We start from the raw sequence: 16,949 nt of genomic DNA on the forward strand, positions 1-16,949 counted from the left end.
GGGTGGGCCTGGAACCAATGCGGCCGGGACCGTGCTGCAGGGGCACGGTCCCGGCCGGCGCTGGCGACAGGGCCCTCCTCCCCGGCGTGGCCGGCGGAGGAAGCCGCTGGTATCAAGAACCCGTCAACCGGTCAATACTTCGCCAGATACTCCTGGAGCTCCCACGGCGAGATCTGGGTGCGGTAGACGTCCCATTCGATCTTCTTCGCCTCCAGGTAGCGGGAGGCCACGTGGCTGCCCAGCGCCTCCAGGATCAGCGGATCCTGCTCCAGGGCCTGGATGGCTTCGGCCAGCGACCCGGGCAGGCTGGCGATGCCCAGTTCGTCCCGCTCGGCCTGGGGCATGTGGTAGATGTTGCCCTCCACGGGATCGGGCGGGGTCAGGCGCCGCTTGATGCCGTCCAGGCCCGCCTTGAGGATCACGGCCAGGGCCAGGTAGGGGTTGCAGGAGGGATCGGGGGAGCGCAGCTCGATGCGGGTGCTGAGCCCGCGCTTGGCCGGGATGCGGATCATGGGACTGCGGTTGCGGTACGACCAGGCCACGTACACCGGCGCCTCATACCCCGGCACCAGCCGCTTGTAGGAGTTGACCAGCGGGTTCGTCACCGCGGTGATGGCCCGCGCGTGCTCCATGATGCCGGCGATGTACTGCTTGCAGACTTCGCTCAGCCGGTCCGGGGTATTGGGGTCGTAGAAGGCGTTCTGGTCGCCGCGGAAGAGGGACTGGTGCAGGTGCATGCCCGAGCCGTTCTCGCCGTAGAGGGGCTTGGGCATGAAGGTGGCGTGCAGGCCGTGCTGCAGGGCGATGGTACGCACCACGCTGCGGAAGGTGGCGATGTTGTCCGCGGTGGTCACGGCGTCGGCGTACTTGAAGTCGATCTCGTGCTGGGACGGCGCCACCTCGTGGTGGGCGGCCTCGATCTCGAAGCCCATCTCCTGCAGGGTGAGGACGATCTCCGCCCGGACCTCCTCGCCCTTGTCCACCGGGGCCAGGTCGAAGTAGCCGGCGTGGTCCAGGGTCGCGGGCCGGGCCTGCTCCGCCGCCGCCCGGTCGAACAGGAAGAACTCCGGCTCGGGGCCGACGTTCATCACGTACCCCATCTCCGCCGCCTCGGCCACCACCCGCTTGAGCACGTACCGCGGGTCGCCCTCGAAGGGCGTGCCGTCGGGGTTGTAGACGTCGCAGATCAGGCGCGCGGTGCGCCGGCCCTCGCGGGTCTTCCAGGGCAGGATGACGAAGGTCGCCGGGTCCGGCCGCAGGTACATGTCCGACTCCTCGATCCGGACGAACCCCTCGATGGACGAGCCGTCGAACATCAGCTCGCCCGCCAGCGCCTTGTCGATCTGCTCCGCCGGGATCTCCACGTGCTTGACCGTGCCCAGGATGTCGGTGAACTGCAGGCTGATGGTGCCGATGTTCATGTCGCGGATGGCGGCCTTGATGTCGCCAGGGGACATCTTCTTCACGCCGGTTCCTCCTCTCAGCGATTGACCCAGGCTTGGGCCGGTGCATACAATCAGCGTCCGACGACGGTCCGTGGCGATGCCGTGCTGCGACCCTTGTTGTTTACCCATTGCCCCCCATTTTCCCGGGCGCCCCGCTGCGGCTGCAGCCCTGCGCCGTCAGCGGCCAGTATGACCCGCATGGTGTGAACGTTGTGCCCCTGTTGCAGGAGCCACCGGATGCGACGCAGTTGCCGGATGTCCCTGGCCGTGAGCAGGCGTTGTCCGGAGGGACTGCGCGCAAGGCGGACCAAGCCCTTGGCCTCGTAGTACCGGATTTGCCGCTGGGTCAGTCCCGTTAGCCGCTCCGCTGCGCCCATGGTAAACACGTTCCCTCACCTCCTCGAAACGACAAAGCCCCTGCAGGTCGAACCTGCAGGGGCGCCGTTGCCCACCGGAATGCCGCCACGCCGTTGTGGCAGCCGCGTCAAGATCTGGTGCCAGTATATGCACGGGCGGGGGCGGTGTCAACGGGATCGTGGGGGCCATTGCGGCGCGGCTGGCCGCGGCCGTTTCGGTGCGCCGCGGCCGTTTCGGTGCGCCGGGTACCGCTCTTTCGGTGCGGCGGGCTGCAGCGGTTTCGGTGCGGCTCGCCGCGGCCGCCGTCGTGCACGGTCCCATGGCCCCGTTGACAGAGGCTAGGGTCCGTCGCGGTGGCCAATGCCGTGTCAGTTGCCGTGTCAGTTACCGTGTCAGTTACCGTGTCCGCGTCCGTGGCCATGGCCATGGCCGTTGCCGTGCCCGTTGCCGTGGCCGTTGCCGTTGCCCAGGATGTCAACGTAGAACGGGATCAGCGTGATCAGCACCCCGTCGGTGTAGACCAGCTCGCGCACGATCTGATTCGCCGTCCCGTTGTGCAGGTACGCGTCGAAGGGATCGTTCGTCACGATCACCGGCACCAGGAGGTTGATCACGCGGCCCGGTTGCTCGGCCAGGCGCCGGTCCAGGTACTCCCGCAGGGGGTCTACCAGGCTGCGGTAGGGCGATTCCAGGATCTCCAGCGGAATCCCTCCGGCCCGGTCGGGCCGCCATTCCCGCCGCAGCTGCTGGGCATAGGCCGGGTCGACCGCCACGTGGACGGCAACCACGTCGCCGCCCAGCCGCCGCGCCACCCGCGCCGCGTGGCGGATCACCGGCGACAGGGCCCCCACCGTCAGCACCACCAGCATGCGGCCGGGGTCGTCGATGCGCATGTGCTCGATGTCCAGGGCCGCGATCCGATCGAGGAACCGGCGATAGTAGTTGCGTACCGAAAGGAAGTACCCCACCAGCAGGGGGACCAGCAGCACCGCCACCCAGCCGCCCAGCAGGAACTTGGTGACGATCACCACGGCCAGGACCACGGCGCAGGCCACGGCCCCCAGGCCGTTGATGGCCAGGGGCCAGAGCAGCGGCAGGACCGCGGGACCTGCGCTGCGGCCCCCGGCCGTGCCCCCGCCGGCCCGCGGCTGGGCAAGGGCCGCCTGTCGCGCCGGCTCCTCCGCCAGGGCTGCCTTTCCCGCTTGCTCCTCCGGGAGCGCCGCCTTCCGCGCCCGCTCCTCCGCCGGGGCCGCCTTTCCCGCTCGCTCCTCCGTAAGCGCCGCCCGGCGCGCCCGTTCCTCCGCAAGCGCCGTCTTCCGCGCCCGTTCCTCCGCCAGCGCCGCCCGACGGGCCCGCATCTCCCGCAGCCAGTGCACCACCATGCCCGTCTGGGACAGGGTGAAGGCGGTGAAGACTCCCACCGCATAGAGCGGGATCAGGCGGTGGGTGCTGCCGCGGAACAGGACCAGCAGCAGGGACGACGCCAGGGCCAGCAGGGCAATGCCCAGGTTGTGCACCAGCGTGTCACCAAGATTGGCAAAGCGCCGCGACACGTACCCGTCCCGGGCCAGGATGGCCAGCAGCCGGGGAAAGCCGGCGAAGGCGGTGTTGGCCGCCAGGAGCAGGATCACCATGGTGCCCACCACGACGGCGTAATACATCACACCGCCGCCAAAGACCGCCCGCGCCATCTGACTGAGGACGGTCTCCCCCTCCCGGGGCGCCACGTGCAGCCCGGTGGCCAGGATCATCAGCCCGGCAAACAGGACCGCCAGCAGGGTGCGGCCCAGGGCCATGGTCCGGGCCGCGTTGCGGGCCTCGGGCTGGCGGAAGGCCTTGACGCCGTTGGCCACCGCCTCCAGCCCCGTCAGGGTCGCCGTGCCGGACGCGAAAGCCCGCAGCAGGAGGAACAGGCTGACACCCGGGCCGGCCCACGGCAGGTGGGCGAATCGGAAGCCCTGGGCCGGGTCGACCCCCGGATGCCAGGCCCCGCGGGCCAGCTGAACCAGCCCCGCCGCCACCAGCGCGCCGGTGACCAGGACGAACCCGTACACCGGGATGGCCACAGCGGTGCCCGACTCGCGGACACCCCGGAGGTTGAGCCACGCGATCACCAGGACCGCCACCACCGCCAGGGCCGTCTCGTGGCCCCGCAGGGCGGGCAGCCCCGCCGCCAGGGATCCGACGCCCGCAGCCACGGACACCGCCACGGTAAGCAGGTAGTCGACCAGCAGCGCCGCGGCCGCCACCAGCCCCGCGATCTCGCCCAGGTTCTCGCGGGCCACGGCATAGGCGCCGCCTCCGGCCGGGTAGGCATAGATGATCTGAATGTAGGAAGCGGAGACGATGAGGATCAGCAGCACGATGGCGGCCGCTACCGAGAGACCGTAGGCCATGCCGGCCGTCCCGGCGGCCGCCAGGACGAAGAGGATCTCCTCGGGACCGTATCCCACCGATGAGAGAGCGTCACTGAAGAACACGGCCAGGCCCGTGAGAACCGGAAGCCGCTCGGCCTGCTCCTCATCGGTGCGCCTTGGGCGCCCGAACACGATCCGCTTGAAACGCCGGATCAGCTCGGGACCCGGCGCCTGCCAGCGGCCATTCCCGCTCCCGGACCGGGCCGGAGCGGCCGGCGCCGATTTTCGATCCATCCCGCCCATGCGCCTCCTGCAGCCACGCCTGCGAGGTTAGCTGCCGGGTTCGGGCGGCCACAGTCGCCCTACCGGTCCCGGCCGGCCCGCAACTTCGGCCGGGCACCGGATTCACCCCAGAGGTGGGTCCCCCGCTCCCCGGTTCGGGGATTCGGCGTTCGGTTGGGGGCTCAAGCGAGCCCCATACCACCGAGTCTGAACCTGCAGGGGCGCCGCTTGTCAAGAGGGTCAATCGGCCTCGGGGCGCCACGCTTCCAGGAGGCGCCGGGCCGCCACCACGGCGGGGTTGGGGCTGCCCTCGTCCGCCGCCCCCTGCTGGTGAATGGCGAACACCATCAGAAGCCGCGGCTCGCCGGACCCGGCCGGGCTCGCCCATCCGGCGAACCAGCGCCAGCGGGCTCCCTGCTCCCCGCCGGTCACCTGGGCGGTGCCGGTCTTGCCCGAAACCACCCAGCCCCGGAGGGACGCCAGGCTGTGGGCGGTGCCCGTGGGGTCCGCCACCACCTGGCGGAGCGCCTGGCGGATCACCTGAGCCGTCTCCGGGCGGGCCGCCCCTTGCTTCCAGATGGGGCCGCCGGGCAGCTCACCTTCCCGCGAGCCGGGCGGCGCAGCGGACGACGGACCGGCGGCTGCACCGGCAGGCGGGCTGGACCCCGTGCCCTCCGGCTGGCCAGCCGCGGTGCCCGCAGGCTGGCCGGATGCCGTCCCGGCCGGCTGGCCGGAGGCCGGTTCGTCCAGCAGGAGGCGCGGCCGCAGGACGTCCCCGTCATGGAGGAACGCGGTGTACATGGCCGCCAGCTGCAGCGGGCTCACCTGCACCTGCCCCTGGCCGTAGGCGCTGTCGGCCAGCTGGATCTCGCCCTGGATCCCGCCCTCGCCGGCCACCCGGCCCGGCACCACGCCCAGGACGAAGGGCACCTCCTCCCCCAGCCCGAAGCGGGTCAGGCCCCGCTGGAAGCGCTCCGCTCCCAGGGCAAGGCCGGCCCGGGCGAAGTAGACGTTATCGGACCACACCAGGGCGCGGATCAGGTCGACGCGCCCCGGCGGGTGGGGCACGCGGCGGACGTAGTAATCACCCCACGAGGCGTCCTTCTGCCACTGCTCGGGGCTTGGGCCGAAGTCCGTGTCGGGGGCGATGACGCCCTCATCCAGGGCCACGGCCGCGGTGAAGGGCTTGAAGGTCGACCCCGGCGTCAGGGCGGCCAGGGCCTTGTGATAGAGGGGCGAGCGGGGATCGTCGCTGAGCGCCTGCCACTCCTCCGCAGTGATGCCGTCCGCCAGCCGGTTGGGGTCGAACCCGGGGCGGCTGGCCAGGGCCAGCACCTCCCCCGTGGCCGGGTCAAGGACCACCGCCGCCGCCTGGCCGTCCAGTTGGCCGCGGCCCCTTCCCCCTGCGCCGGCTCCGGCGGAACCCAGGGTTTCGTTCAGGGCCCGTTCCACCGCCCGCTGGACGTCCAGGTCCAGGGTCAGCTGCAGGTCCCGTCCGGCCTGGGCCTCGCGGCGGGCGATCTCGGGACCGTCGCTGCCGTCCTCCCGCTCGATCCAGATGCGCCCGCCCCGCCGGCCCCGAAGGTCTTCCTCCAGCGCCCGTTCCAGGCCCTGCTTGCCGATCCGGTCGTTGCGGCCGTACCCGGCCTGCCGCCGCTCGTCCGTCAATTCCTCGGCGGTGATGGGGCCGGTGTAGCCCAGGGTATGGGCGGCCAGGGCGCCGTGGGGGTACCAGCGGGCCGTCTCGCGGCTGGAGCTGATGAGGACGCCGGGGATGGCCAGCAGATCCTCCTCCGCCGCTTCCGCCCGGGATTCCGGCCAGGTCACGATGGGGACGAACAGGTCGTCCCGGACCCAGGGCTGCCCTAGTTGCTTTTCCACGGCCCCGGTGGCAATGCCCAGTACCTTGGCCAGCCGTTCGGCGGAATCCGGGGCCATCTTGCCGGGGACCAGGCCGATGGCGCGGGCCGGTTCGTCCAGGGCCAGGGGCCGGCCCTTGCGGTCCAGCAGGCTGCCTCGCCGGGCCGGCAGGCTCTGGGCCCGCACCTTGTCGCCCTCCTTGAGATCGGGGAAGATCAGGGCCGGCGTCCAGCGGACGCGCCACCCCTCTTCCTCCCGCACCAGCTGGGCCTGGTACTCCTGGACGAAGGCGCCGGTCAGGGCCGTCTCCCAGCGGGCGGTGAAAGACAGGGTCACCTGATCCCCCTCCGGGCGGAAGTCGCCGGGCACGTGAACCTCCGCCGAGAGACCCGTGCGCTCGATCCCCTCTTCGATCCGGCGGTAGCGGTCAGCGAAGTCGTCCTGGGAAATGGCCTCGCGGCTGGCTGCATCCAGCAGGGCGTACATGGCGGCATAGTCCTGCCGCTGCCAGGCGTCCAGGTACTGGCGCAGGATGGCGTCGGGACCCGGGGCCCGGCTGCAGCCGGCCAGAAGCAGGCTCATGAGGAGGACCAACAGCAGTACCAGGACAGCGGCGCCATCAGAACGTGACCGGGACCCCAGCGGCCGGCGGGGACTCCGGCGGGCGCCTGCCGGCCCATCGCTGCCGGGACCCCCGCCGGTCAGGCCAGGCGAGCCACCGGGAGGTCGCCCCAGCCATCCCCCGCCGGGCGGGAGCATCTTCCATACGATTCCCCGCACGGTCCGCCGTGCCCCGTGTCCTGCGGCGACATCCCCGTCAGGCTCCACCACTTGTCCCCCCGTGATCGTTCCCGCCCGCCGCCGGCAGCCCGGCGGGGACGGCATCAAGCCATGCTCGCAGAAACCGTATCAACATGACGGCCGTCTCAGCACGGGTCGCGGGCAAGTGAGGATTGAGCCGTCCCGTGCCGTCACCCCGAGCGACGCCCGCCGCCACAGCCGTCGCGAGGGGCCGCTCGGCCCAATTGGGAATCTCCTCCCGGTCCCGGAACCTCTCCAGGACCTGTTCGGACAGCGGAGCCGAGACTCCTTGGGCCTCCAGCGCTCTCCCTAGCATGACGGCCAGCTGCAATCGTGTCAGCGTCTCCCCCGCACCAAAGTAACCCTGGCGGATCCCCTGGGTGACCCCCGCTCTCTGGACGGCCCCCACGAGCCCCGCAGCCCAGGTATGGCGAACGTCGGTAAAGGCCTCGGCCCCGGCGGGATCGGGCTCAAGCCCCAGGGTACGTCCGATCATCGCCGCAAACTCCAGGCGGGTCACGGGACGTCCCGGTTCAAAGCGCGTGCCTGCCTGGTCCAAGCCCCTGACGATGCCATGCGAATAGGCGGTTGCGATGGCTTCACGGGCCCAATGACCGGCCGTGTCTTGAAACCGCGCGGGTCGAACCGCAGCGATGTAGGTTCCGGGCCGCTGAGCACTGAAGTGGATGACATCGCCGCGGGCCCACGAAGGCTGTGCCGTCGCGTCACCCGCAACGTCAAGAGGCCACACAGCCACCGGTTCTTCATCCTCAGTCCCGCTGAGAGCAAACGAAACCCAGAGGGAGTTCGGCCAGCGGGCCGGCTCGACCAGGCGACCATCCGCTCCGACCAGCTGCCAGCGCAACCGGTAAGCGGGGCCCGCGGGAACGAGATCCGCTGGCGCGTCGTGTAGTTGCACCGGATCGACCGCCAGGCGAAACCTTACGGCTCCTTCTGGGTAACCGTCCAGGAACACCCGCGCTGCCCCGTCCGCATCAGCCCAGCGCTCCAGCGCAAGGAATGAGGCATCAAGGGTTACGGCCACCTCCCCCATCACCAGGTGCAACCCGTGCCCTTCAGCCTCAAGCACATCTCGAACTTCGGGCCGGATCGCAACCAGCCGGTCCTGCGGCACCTGAAGGGTGATCACCCCGTCCGCCGCATCTCCCTGCTCATTCAGGGTGTCCTTCGCAATCTCAAACTCCGGCGGTCCACCGGGCTGCGGCTGGGGTACCACCGGAGGACTGACGGGCGCCGGTTCCGGCGTAGGAGACGGTACCGGTTCGGGTTGCGGTTCTGGAGCCGGAGGTTCCGGCTCGGGCCCGACGACGATGGTTCCCAGGTCAACGACTTGCTCTGGTGTTACGTCGAACTCCACGTGTTCCTCATATGTGTCGTGACGAATCACCCAATGGTGATGTCCCGCCGCAACGTAGGTGGCAAGGTTCCCGAACTCATTGATCACCCACCCTAACGGGCGCTCGATGCTTCCGATGCCGGGCACCTCAATGCGCTCCATGACAGTATCAAATTTCGACGAAACGGGACGTCCCTCAGCGTCGGTCAGAGCTGCAGTGACGTAGCCGACCCCTTCGGCCGATGGCACGTGCAGCTGAATCGGCTGTTGCTTTTCCTCAACCACCACATGCGACCATACCGTTGTCGGGACACCATCGACAAAGACATTGAATTCTGCAACGTAGCTTCCCTCGCGAACCGGAATGCAAAATGTATCCTCATACGGTGACCTAAGATGACAAGACGTATACGACCCATCCGAAATATCGATGATAGTCACACCATAGTAATCCCTTAGAGTTGTGTTGTCATTCGGATCTACAACGTAAATCGTTGTGGATCCGTATGATGGCGGAATGACCACGGTCTGCGTTACAAGTTCGTCCGTCCGGATGTGGAAGCCACCAAAGTCAATACTGGAATAGTCTAAACGACCATGAACCTCGTACTCGCCTTTGGGCAGAGCTAGTCCAATTGATCCTATCCTAGTCGGCCAAGTTGTATTTATCTCGACCGTCACTGTAACGCCGGACTCGGATTCGAAGGAGACCGTGTGCTGACCCTCTCGTGGGAAATGCAGCTCCATCGTTGGCGAGCCATCAGGCGCAGGAGTTACACTATGGATTTGAACTTTCGTAGTACTACCGGAATGAACCGTGATTTCCTTCGAGATCCGAAACCTTCCCCGTTCTCTTCCTTCCTCATCATGGTACAACTCTATGGCCTCAATTGTGTGGGTCCCTTCCGGTACGAACAAAAAACGAAACATTCCCCTCTCGTCCGTCTGTGTTGTACGCCACGCATTGAGGACAACGGTGATTCCGGGAAGGGGTTCTCCTGAAGGGGTTAGGACTTGCCCTTCCACGGTGCCTAACGCTGTAACCGGTGAAGCTGCAACGGCGCCGTGAAAGTTGGTGAGCAGCAGGACGAGTAGGGCCATGGCGAGGCCGAACCAGCGCGACAGGTTACGGGCCGACTGCCTCCAAGATAAGTGCCCCATTTAGACTCCCCCCACGCGTAGAAGTACAAGCACCCAGCGTGCGGGGGCATTATACTCCGCTGCGAATGACAAACCTTGTCATGTCATTCCCAAAAGGGAGCATGCCTTCTGGTGGCGCGGCCGGCGACCGACCTTTGTGCAGCTTGAACGTGCCCTGCAGTCACCTGAGATCCGAACTACCGGCTGAAGCCTAACCCTCCGCCTGCGGCCGAGCCTGCGGCCGGCCCTGCTCCTGCACCTCACTCTGCTCCCGGGGCTGGTTCCTCACCGGCGCCGGGCCCGCCGCCCGCGCTACCTCGCTCGGGATGCTCTCCGCCCCCTCCACCACGTGGACCGTCTGGGTCGGGAAGGCGAAGTCGATGCCCTCTTCGCCGAAGCGGCGGTAGATGGCCAGGTTGATGGCGTGCTGGGTGTCCATGTAGAGCAGGTAGTCGGGGTCCGTCACGAAGTACACGAACTCGAAGATCAGGGCGGAATCGCCCAATTGTTTGAAGTGGCCGCGGTCGAAGCGCACGTGGGGCTGGGACTCGATGATCTCCCGCACCATGGCGGGAATGCGCTCCAGCCTCTCCACGGGCGTCCCGTAGGGCACACCGAGGCGAAACTCCACCCGCCGCTCGGCCATGCGCTTCATGTTGCGCACGCGGCTCTTGAGCAGGTCGGCGTTGCTGAAGACGATCTCCTCGCCGGTCAGGGCGCGAACGCGGGTGGTTTTGATCCCCACATGCTGGACGGTGCCGGCAAAGTTGTCGACCACGATGAAATCGCCCACGACAAAGGGCTTGTCAAGCACGATGGAGAGGGAAGCAAAGAGATCCCCCAGCACGTTCTGCAGGGCCAGGCCCACCGCGATGCCGGCGATGCCCAAGCCGGCGACCAGGGCGGTGATGTCCATGCCCAGCTGCCGCAGCACCACCAGGATGACCACGGTCCAGAGCCCGACCCGGGAGAGCAGCTGGGCACCGGCCAGGGCCGCCGCCACCTCTTCGTCGTCACCGCGGGCCTCGAAGGCCCGGGTCAGGAAGAAGCCGATGGCGTAGTTGGCCCAGAGAGCCACCTGGAGGATCAACACGATGGAGGTGATCTGGCGGATGCGGAAGGCGACGGGCTCGGGGATCAGCAGGGCCTGGGACCCGGCCCACACGGCCACCGCCAGCAGGGTGAGGAACCCGGTGCGGCGCTGCAGCAGCTCGACCAGGAAGTCGTCCCAGGCACTGGCGCTCCGGCCGGCCAGGTGGGCGAGCCGCCCGGCCAGCCGGTCGCGCACCAGCAACAGCAAAAGCAGCACCGCCACGGCGATGCCCAGGGCCACGAGCCAGCGCCAGACAGGATTGCCCAGGATGGGCCAGCGGGTGAAGGGTGCGGCGGCCATGGCCAAGAGATCCATCTCGCCCGTCACGGTTCCACCTCCCCACACACCATCCTTCGCAACCGCCGCCCGGCGAGCGGGCCTCAGGGCAATGGTGAACCCTTTGAAGCAAACCCCTAGCCCGCGGAGCCCCCATCGCCCGGCACAGCTTCCCGGTAACCGCTGGTGATGGGATAGCGGCGGTCCCGGCCGAAAGCCCGGGCCGTGATCTTCGGTCCCGGAGCCGCCTGGCGCCGCTTGTACTCGCTGGTGGCCACCAGGTGGACGGTCCGGCGCACCGCTTCGGCAGGGAGCCCCCGGGCCACCAGGGCGGCGGCGGGCAAGTCTCTCTCCACATACGCTTCGAGGATCGGGTCGAGCACCGCGTAAGGGGGCAGGCTGTCCTCATCCTTCTGGCCCGGGCGCAGCTCGGCGGTGGGCGCCTTCTCCAGCACCGAGCGCGGGATCACCGGGCCCCCGGGCCAGCCGTTCCGGTAGGCCGCCAGCCGGTAGACCAGGGTCTTGGGCACGTCCTTGAGGGGCGCGAAACCGCCGGCCATGTCGCCGTAGAGGGTGGCGTAGCCCGTGGCCAGCTCGCTCTTGTTGCCAGTGGCCAGCACGAGCCCGCCGAACTTGTTGGCCAGGGCCATGAGCAGGGTACCGCGGATGCGGGCCTGGAGGTTCTCCTCCGCCACGTCGAAGGGCCGGTCGCCGAACAGGGGCGCCAGGGCCTGCCGGAAGGCGCCGAAGATCTCACCGATGGGGATGGTCTCAAGGCCGATGCCCAGGTTGCGGGCCACGGCCTCGGCATCGTCCAGGCTGGCGGCGGAGGTGAAGGGCGACGGCATGCGCACGCCCGTCACCTGCCGGGGGCCCAGGGCATCGGCCGCCAGGCAGGCCACCAGGGCGGAGTCGATGCCGCCGCTGAGGCCAAGCCACGCCCGGCGAAAGCCGTTCTTTTCGAAATAATCCCGCAGGGCCAGCACCAGGGCGGCGTAGACCTCCGCCTCGCCCTCCAGCACCTCCACCTGCCGGGGCGGCAGCGGTGGCCGCGACGCCTCCGGAGCCGTCCCGGGCCCCGCCACCCCGGGCACCGCAACCCCCGGCCCAGCCACCGGGCCCGGGAGCCGCCCACCCGGGCCGCCTCCGGCGGCCGGTTCGTCCAGGTCGACATGCTCGACCTGGGCCGCCTCCTCGGGCGTCACCGGCATGTGGCGGTAACGGGGCTCGTGCCAGCGGGCCACGGCGGCGGCCGCCGGGTCGTAGTCCCAGAAGAACAGGTCCTCGGCAAAGGGGCGGCCCCGGGCGGCGACCTGGCCGCCGGCGTCGACCACCAGGCTGTGGCCGTCGAAGACCAGCTCGTCCTGGCCGCCCACCAGGTTGGCGTAGACGATGGCCACACCCAAGTCGGTGGCCCGGGTGATCAGCAGCCCCTCCCGCTCCCGGGGCTTGCCCATGTGGTACGGGGAGGCGGACAGGTTGAGCAGGATCTCCGCCCCGCCGGCCAGGGCCTGCTCCCGGATGGGCCCGTGGGGGTACCAGAGGTCTTCACAGATGCTGACGCCCAGGGCCACGCCCCGCAGGTGCAGCACCAGGGCCCGCCGGCCGGGGGCGAAGTAGCGCTTCTCGTCGAACACCCCGTAGTTGGGCAAGAACCGCTTGCAGGCCACCGCCTTGATCTGCCCGCCCTGGAGTACCGCGGCGGCGTTGTAGAGGTCCCGGTCCCTGTGGACAAACCCCACCAGGGCCACGGGCCCCGCGGCCAGCTCCCCGGCCAGCCACCCCAGCCAGTGGCGGGTGGCGTCGAGGAAGGCCGGCCGGAAGACCAGATCTTCCGGCGGATAACCCGTCAGGGCCAGCTCGGGGAAGACCACTAGGTCAGCGCCGGTTTGAGCGGCATCGGCCGCGAACCGGGCCAGCTTGCGGGCGTTGCCTTCCAGATCGCCCACCGTGACGTTGACCTGGGCGACGGCGATGCGCAAGGGAGCGGCAGCAGGGTCCAAGGCGGTTCCTCCCCGGTGTGGAAACTATGGAAGGAGTTCGCCTGTAGTGTAGACATCCCCCGGGCCAGGGTCAACGCGCCGGCCCGGATCCTCCCAGGGAGGTTGTCCCATGGACGAACAGGCTCCCCACGAACAGGCTCCCGCCCTCACCCTGGGCGTGGCCATCTACCCGGGCTACGGACCGGAGGGCAGCGAGGCGGCCATCACCCGCCTGCTGGAACAGGCGGCCCGGCACGGTTACACCGAGGTCTTCACGTCCCTGCACCTGCCCGAGGCATCGCCGGCCGCCACCGCCGGCTTGCTGGAGCGGCTGGCCGGGTTGGCCGGCCGCCTGGGCCTGCGCCTCTGGGCCGACGTGGCACCCCCCGCCCTGGCGGCCCTGGGCGCCACCCCCGGCGACCTGGCGCCCCTGGCCCGCCTCGGCCTGGCCGCCCTGCGGGTCGACTACGGTTACGACGCCCCCGCCATCGCCGCCATGACCCGCAACCCTTACGGCCTGGACGTGGTGCTCAACGCCAGCACCGTGACACCCGCCGAGCTGGACCGGATCCTGGCGGCCGGCGCCCGGCCCGAACGGCTGGCGGCCTGCCACAACTTCTACCCGCGCCCGGAAACGGGGCTGGGCCTGGACTTCTTCCGTCACCGGTCGGAGGAACTGGCGCGGCGCGGCATCCGGGTGGCCGCCTTCGTCCCCTCCCAGGCCGGCCGCCGGGGACCCCTGCGGGAAGGGTTGCCCACCCTGGAGCGCCACCGCCGCCTTCCCCCCGACCGGGCCGCGGCCGAACTGCGGGCCCTGGGTTGCGTACACACGGTGCTCTTTGGCGACCCCGGCCCGTCCCCGGCGGAACTGCAGGGGGTGCGGGAGGTGTGGCTGGGCGACGGTGTGCCCCTGCGGGTGCGCCTCCACCCCGCGGCGACGGCCGCCGAGCGGCACATCCTGCTGGACGTCGTCCACGTGAACCGGGTCGACCCGGCCGAAGCGGTGCTGCGCTCGACAGCCTCCCGGGCCTACGCGGGCCAGGGGGCGATGATCGAACCGCGGCCGGCGGAACCCCGGCCCCGGGGCACGGTGACGGTGGACAATGCCGGCTACCTGCGCTATGCGGGCGAGCTGCAGGTGACCCTGCAGGACCTTCCCGCCGACCCGCGGGTCAACGTGGTGGCCTGGGTCCACCCCGACGACGTGCCGCTGCTGGACCTTCTGGGACCGGGAGCCCGTTTCCGCTTCGTAGCCGGCTGATCCAGTTCATGGGTTCCGCACCCCCTGAAGCGTGCGGGCCTGCCCGCGGGTGCGTGGCCGGCGCGGGCCCGCTGGAGCGGGCCCGCGGCCCGCCACCGGGAGGAACCCGCCCCTTTCTTCCTAAAATGTCATGCAGCGATGCGGGACAGACTACCACCGGTGGCAGGGGTCGCCCAGGCCTGCCAGGCCCGCCGTGCCGGGGGATGCGTGCGGCGCGGGCAGCCACCGGCCGGCGGTCCCCTGCCCCGCCAGGCCCGCGGGCGGCATGCCGCCGGGGGGTTCCCCCCGCCCCGGCCGGAGCGGCCCGCCGGCCGTGCTCCATGCCAGCCTCGAGGGAGGGGATTGGTCATGCGTTACGCCCTGCTGGCCCCGGCGCGGGACGACTTCTTGGGGCGCCTGATCGCCGGCCTGCGCGGCGTGCTGGACCTGCACGGGCATGAGCCCACCACCGCCGACGACCCCGACCTGGGCCTGGCCATCCAGGTGGCCGACCCGGCCGATCCGCGGCCCTTCCGGCGCCAGTCCCGGGGCACCTTCGTCGTGACCCTGATGGAGGGAGAGCCCGGGGCCAACCTGCTCCAGCGGGCCTACCCGTACCTGGTCCGCACCTTGTCGAACCTGCTGATCTACGTCACCGATGAAGACGGCCGGCGCACGCTGCACTTCATCACGCCGGAACTCGGCCACTACCAGGTGGCTTACGAAACCCGCAACGAGGGCGCCTTCTTCGAAGAGGTGTACGAGCGGCTGCGGCCCCTGGCCCAGTCCCGGTTCGTCCTGGACAACGTGTTCGAACCCGACCTGCCGGAAGCGCTCTGGGAGGGCAACGACACCACCCGTGCCCTGGCCCGGGCCGGCCGGCGGCTGGCGGCGCTGGACCTTTTGCCGGCACCGTTCCCGCTGGAGGAGTACCTCTCCCCCCGGGACCTGCGCCACCTGAAGCTGCTGTACGGCATCGGGGGCTTGAGCTACGGCAACCTGAGCGCCCGCCACGAGGGCAACACCTTCTGGATGAGCGCCAGCGGGATCGACAAGTCGCGGATGGAGGTGGTGGGCCGCGACATCCTGCTGGTCAAGGGCTACGATCCCGAGCGCCAGGCGATGATCCTCAGCGTGCCGGCGGGCATCGAACCGCGGCGGGTCTCCGTCGACGCCATCGAGCACTGGATGATCTACCGGGAGCACCCCGAGGTGCAGGCCATCATCCACGTCCACGCCTGGATGGAGGGAGTGCCCTCCACGGAGGCCAACTACCCGTGCGGCACTTACGAGCTGGCCACGGCGGTGGCGGAGCTGGTGCGCCAGGCGCCCGACCCGGCCGCGGCGGTCATCGGGCTCAAGAACCACGGCCTTACCATCACCGGCCGCTCGCTGGACGACATCTTCGAGCGCATCGAGGGGCGGATCCAGCGCCAGGTGCCCATGAGCTGAAGCGGCGCCTGAAGTGGCGCGTAAAGCGGCGCCCCGGCGCCTGTCGGGAGAGGAGGCGGCTGCATGAAAGCCCTGGTCTACCGGCTCTCGCTGCCCCGGGTGGTCCTGGCCAAGCTGCTGGCCCATCGCTGGCCCTGGCTGGTGTACGGTCCCGCCGGGCCGGTGACCTATGCCGACTGGCCCGACCCGGTGCTGCCGGGGGACGACTGGGCCGTCGTCGCACCACGCCTGTCGGGCCTCTGCGGCTCGGACATGGGGGTCATCGCCGCCCACACCTCCCCCTCCGCCTCCCCCTTCAGCTCCTTTCCGGCGGTGCTCGGCCATGAGGTGGTCGGGGTCATCGCCGAGGCAGGCGCCCGGGTCCCGTGGCCTGCCGGCACCCGGGTGGTCATCGACCCGTCCATTTCGTGCACCATGCGGGGGCTGCCGCCCTGCGCCCAGTGCCAGCGGGGTTTCCCCTACCTCTGCCAGAACTGCACCGGCGGGGCCCTGGCCCCCGGGTTTCTGGTGGGCTACTGCCGCGACCTGCCCGGCGGCTGGGCCCAGCGGATGCTGGCCCATGCCACGCAGCTCCACCCCGTGCCCGACACCATCCCGGACGAGCGGGCCGTGCTGGTGGAGCCCCTGGCCATCGCCGCCCACGGCCTCCTGCGCCGGCCGCCGGCGACGGGCGCCCGGGTGCTGGTGATCGGCGCCGGCACCATCGGGCTCTCGGCGGTGGCCGCTCTGCGGCTGCTGGGTTACGGGGCGCACGTCACCGTGGCCGCGCGCCACGGCATGCAGGCCCAGCTGGCCCGGGAGCTGGGTGCCGACCAGGTGGTGGCGCCCCAGGACCTGGGGCGCGCCGCCGTGGAAGCGGGCGCTCGGGCCTTCCGCCCCCTGCTGGGCCGCGATGTCTACCGGGGCGGGTTCGACCTGGTGATCGATTGCGCCGGGACCCGCCGTTCCCTGGATGACGCCCTGCGGCTGGCCCGGGAGGGCGGTACCGTGATCCTGCTGGGTGCCGCCGGGGAGATCTCCCGCCTTGACTGGACCTTCGTCTGGATGCGGGAGCTGGACATCGTGGGCGCCGTGGGCTACGGCCTCGAGCAGGTGGGCGGGCGGACCGTCCACACCTTCGACCTGGTGCTGGAGGCCCTGGCCCGCCATCCCGACCTCCCGGTGGAGCGGATGGTCACCCACCGCTTCCCCCTGGCCCGCTACCGCGAGGCCCTCAAGGCGGCCCTGGACCGGCGCGCCTCGGGGGCGGTGAAGATCGTCTTCACGCCGGGCGAGGGCTGACGGTCACCGGGCCTTGGCGCTCACGC

General features: G+C 70.1%; 10 protein-coding genes, 1 pseudogene and 1 riboswitch. Of the genes and pseudogenes, 3 read left to right on the forward strand and 8 right to left on the reverse strand.

Annotated elements, in window-relative coordinates:
* Window positions 1–131: 131 nt before the first annotated feature.
* The 8 genes and pseudogenes from glnA to THESUDRAFT_RS07735 form a co-directional block, all read right to left on the reverse strand.
* A complete protein-coding gene (glnA, locus tag THESUDRAFT_RS07705; RefSeq protein ID WP_006904206.1) occupies window positions 132–1,466 on the reverse strand; it encodes a type I glutamate--ammonia ligase in 1,335 nt (444 codons plus the stop codon).
* Between the two features lie 50 nt (window positions 1,467–1,516).
* On the reverse strand, window positions 1,517–1,822 hold the full coding sequence (locus tag THESUDRAFT_RS15290) for a helix-turn-helix domain-containing protein (RefSeq protein WP_423219087.1): 306 nt from the start codon (window positions 1,820–1,822) through the stop codon (window positions 1,517–1,519).
* Window positions 1,823–2,194: 372 nt separating this feature from the next.
* Window positions 2,195–4,453, reverse strand: coding sequence for an amino acid permease (locus tag THESUDRAFT_RS12375; protein WP_006904208.1), 2,259 nt, complete (start codon window positions 4,451–4,453; stop codon window positions 2,195–2,197).
* Between the two features lie 10 nt (window positions 4,454–4,463).
* A riboswitch (cyclic di-AMP (ydaO/yuaA leader) is annotated at window positions 4,464–4,620 on the reverse strand.
* A gap of 61 nt (window positions 4,621–4,681) precedes the next feature.
* Complete coding sequence (locus tag THESUDRAFT_RS07720) at window positions 4,682–6,883, reverse strand: penicillin-binding transpeptidase domain-containing protein (RefSeq protein WP_156821766.1); 2,202 nt, start codon at window positions 6,881–6,883, stop codon at window positions 4,682–4,684.
* Window positions 6,884–7,118: 235 nt separating this feature from the next.
* Window positions 7,119–8,900: an S-layer homology domain-containing protein gene (locus THESUDRAFT_RS12965; RefSeq protein WP_242823283.1), complete on the reverse strand. Its 1,782-nt coding sequence runs from the start codon at window positions 8,898–8,900 to the stop codon at window positions 7,119–7,121.
* Between the two features lie 354 nt (window positions 8,901–9,254).
* A pseudogene (locus tag THESUDRAFT_RS15295) lies at window positions 9,255–9,620 on the reverse strand (carboxypeptidase-like regulatory domain-containing protein); the annotation flags it as partial.
* 190 nt (window positions 9,621–9,810) lie between these two features.
* Entirely contained in the window at window positions 9,811–11,019 is a 1,209-nt protein-coding gene (locus tag THESUDRAFT_RS07730) for a mechanosensitive ion channel family protein (protein ID WP_006904211.1), read from the reverse strand.
* 86 nt (window positions 11,020–11,105) lie between these two features.
* Window positions 11,106–12,971, reverse strand: coding sequence for an NAD+ synthase (locus THESUDRAFT_RS07735; protein ID WP_006904212.1), 1,866 nt, complete (start codon window positions 12,969–12,971; stop codon window positions 11,106–11,108).
* Between the two features lie 109 nt (window positions 12,972–13,080).
* On the opposite strand from THESUDRAFT_RS07735, the gene THESUDRAFT_RS07740 reads away from it, so the two are divergent.
* From THESUDRAFT_RS07740 to THESUDRAFT_RS07750, 3 genes are all read left to right on the forward strand, one after another.
* Window positions 13,081–14,211, forward strand: coding sequence for a DUF871 domain-containing protein (locus THESUDRAFT_RS07740; RefSeq protein WP_006904213.1), 1,131 nt, complete (start codon window positions 13,081–13,083; stop codon window positions 14,209–14,211).
* A 348-nt stretch (window positions 14,212–14,559) separates the two neighbouring features.
* Window positions 14,560–15,642, forward strand: coding sequence for a class II aldolase/adducin family protein (locus THESUDRAFT_RS07745; RefSeq protein ID WP_006904214.1), 1,083 nt, complete (start codon window positions 14,560–14,562; stop codon window positions 15,640–15,642).
* 63 nt (window positions 15,643–15,705) lie between these two features.
* On the forward strand, window positions 15,706–16,923 hold the full coding sequence (locus THESUDRAFT_RS07750; protein WP_006904215.1) for a zinc-dependent alcohol dehydrogenase: 1,218 nt from the start codon (window positions 15,706–15,708) through the stop codon (window positions 16,921–16,923).
* The last annotated feature ends 26 nt before the right edge of the window (window positions 16,924–16,949 follow it).

Origin of the sequence: Thermaerobacter subterraneus DSM 13965, from assembly GCF_000183545.2 — a bacterium.
GTDB classification, from domain to species: domain Bacteria; phylum Bacillota; class Sulfobacillia; order Thermaerobacterales; family Thermaerobacteraceae; genus Thermaerobacter; species Thermaerobacter subterraneus.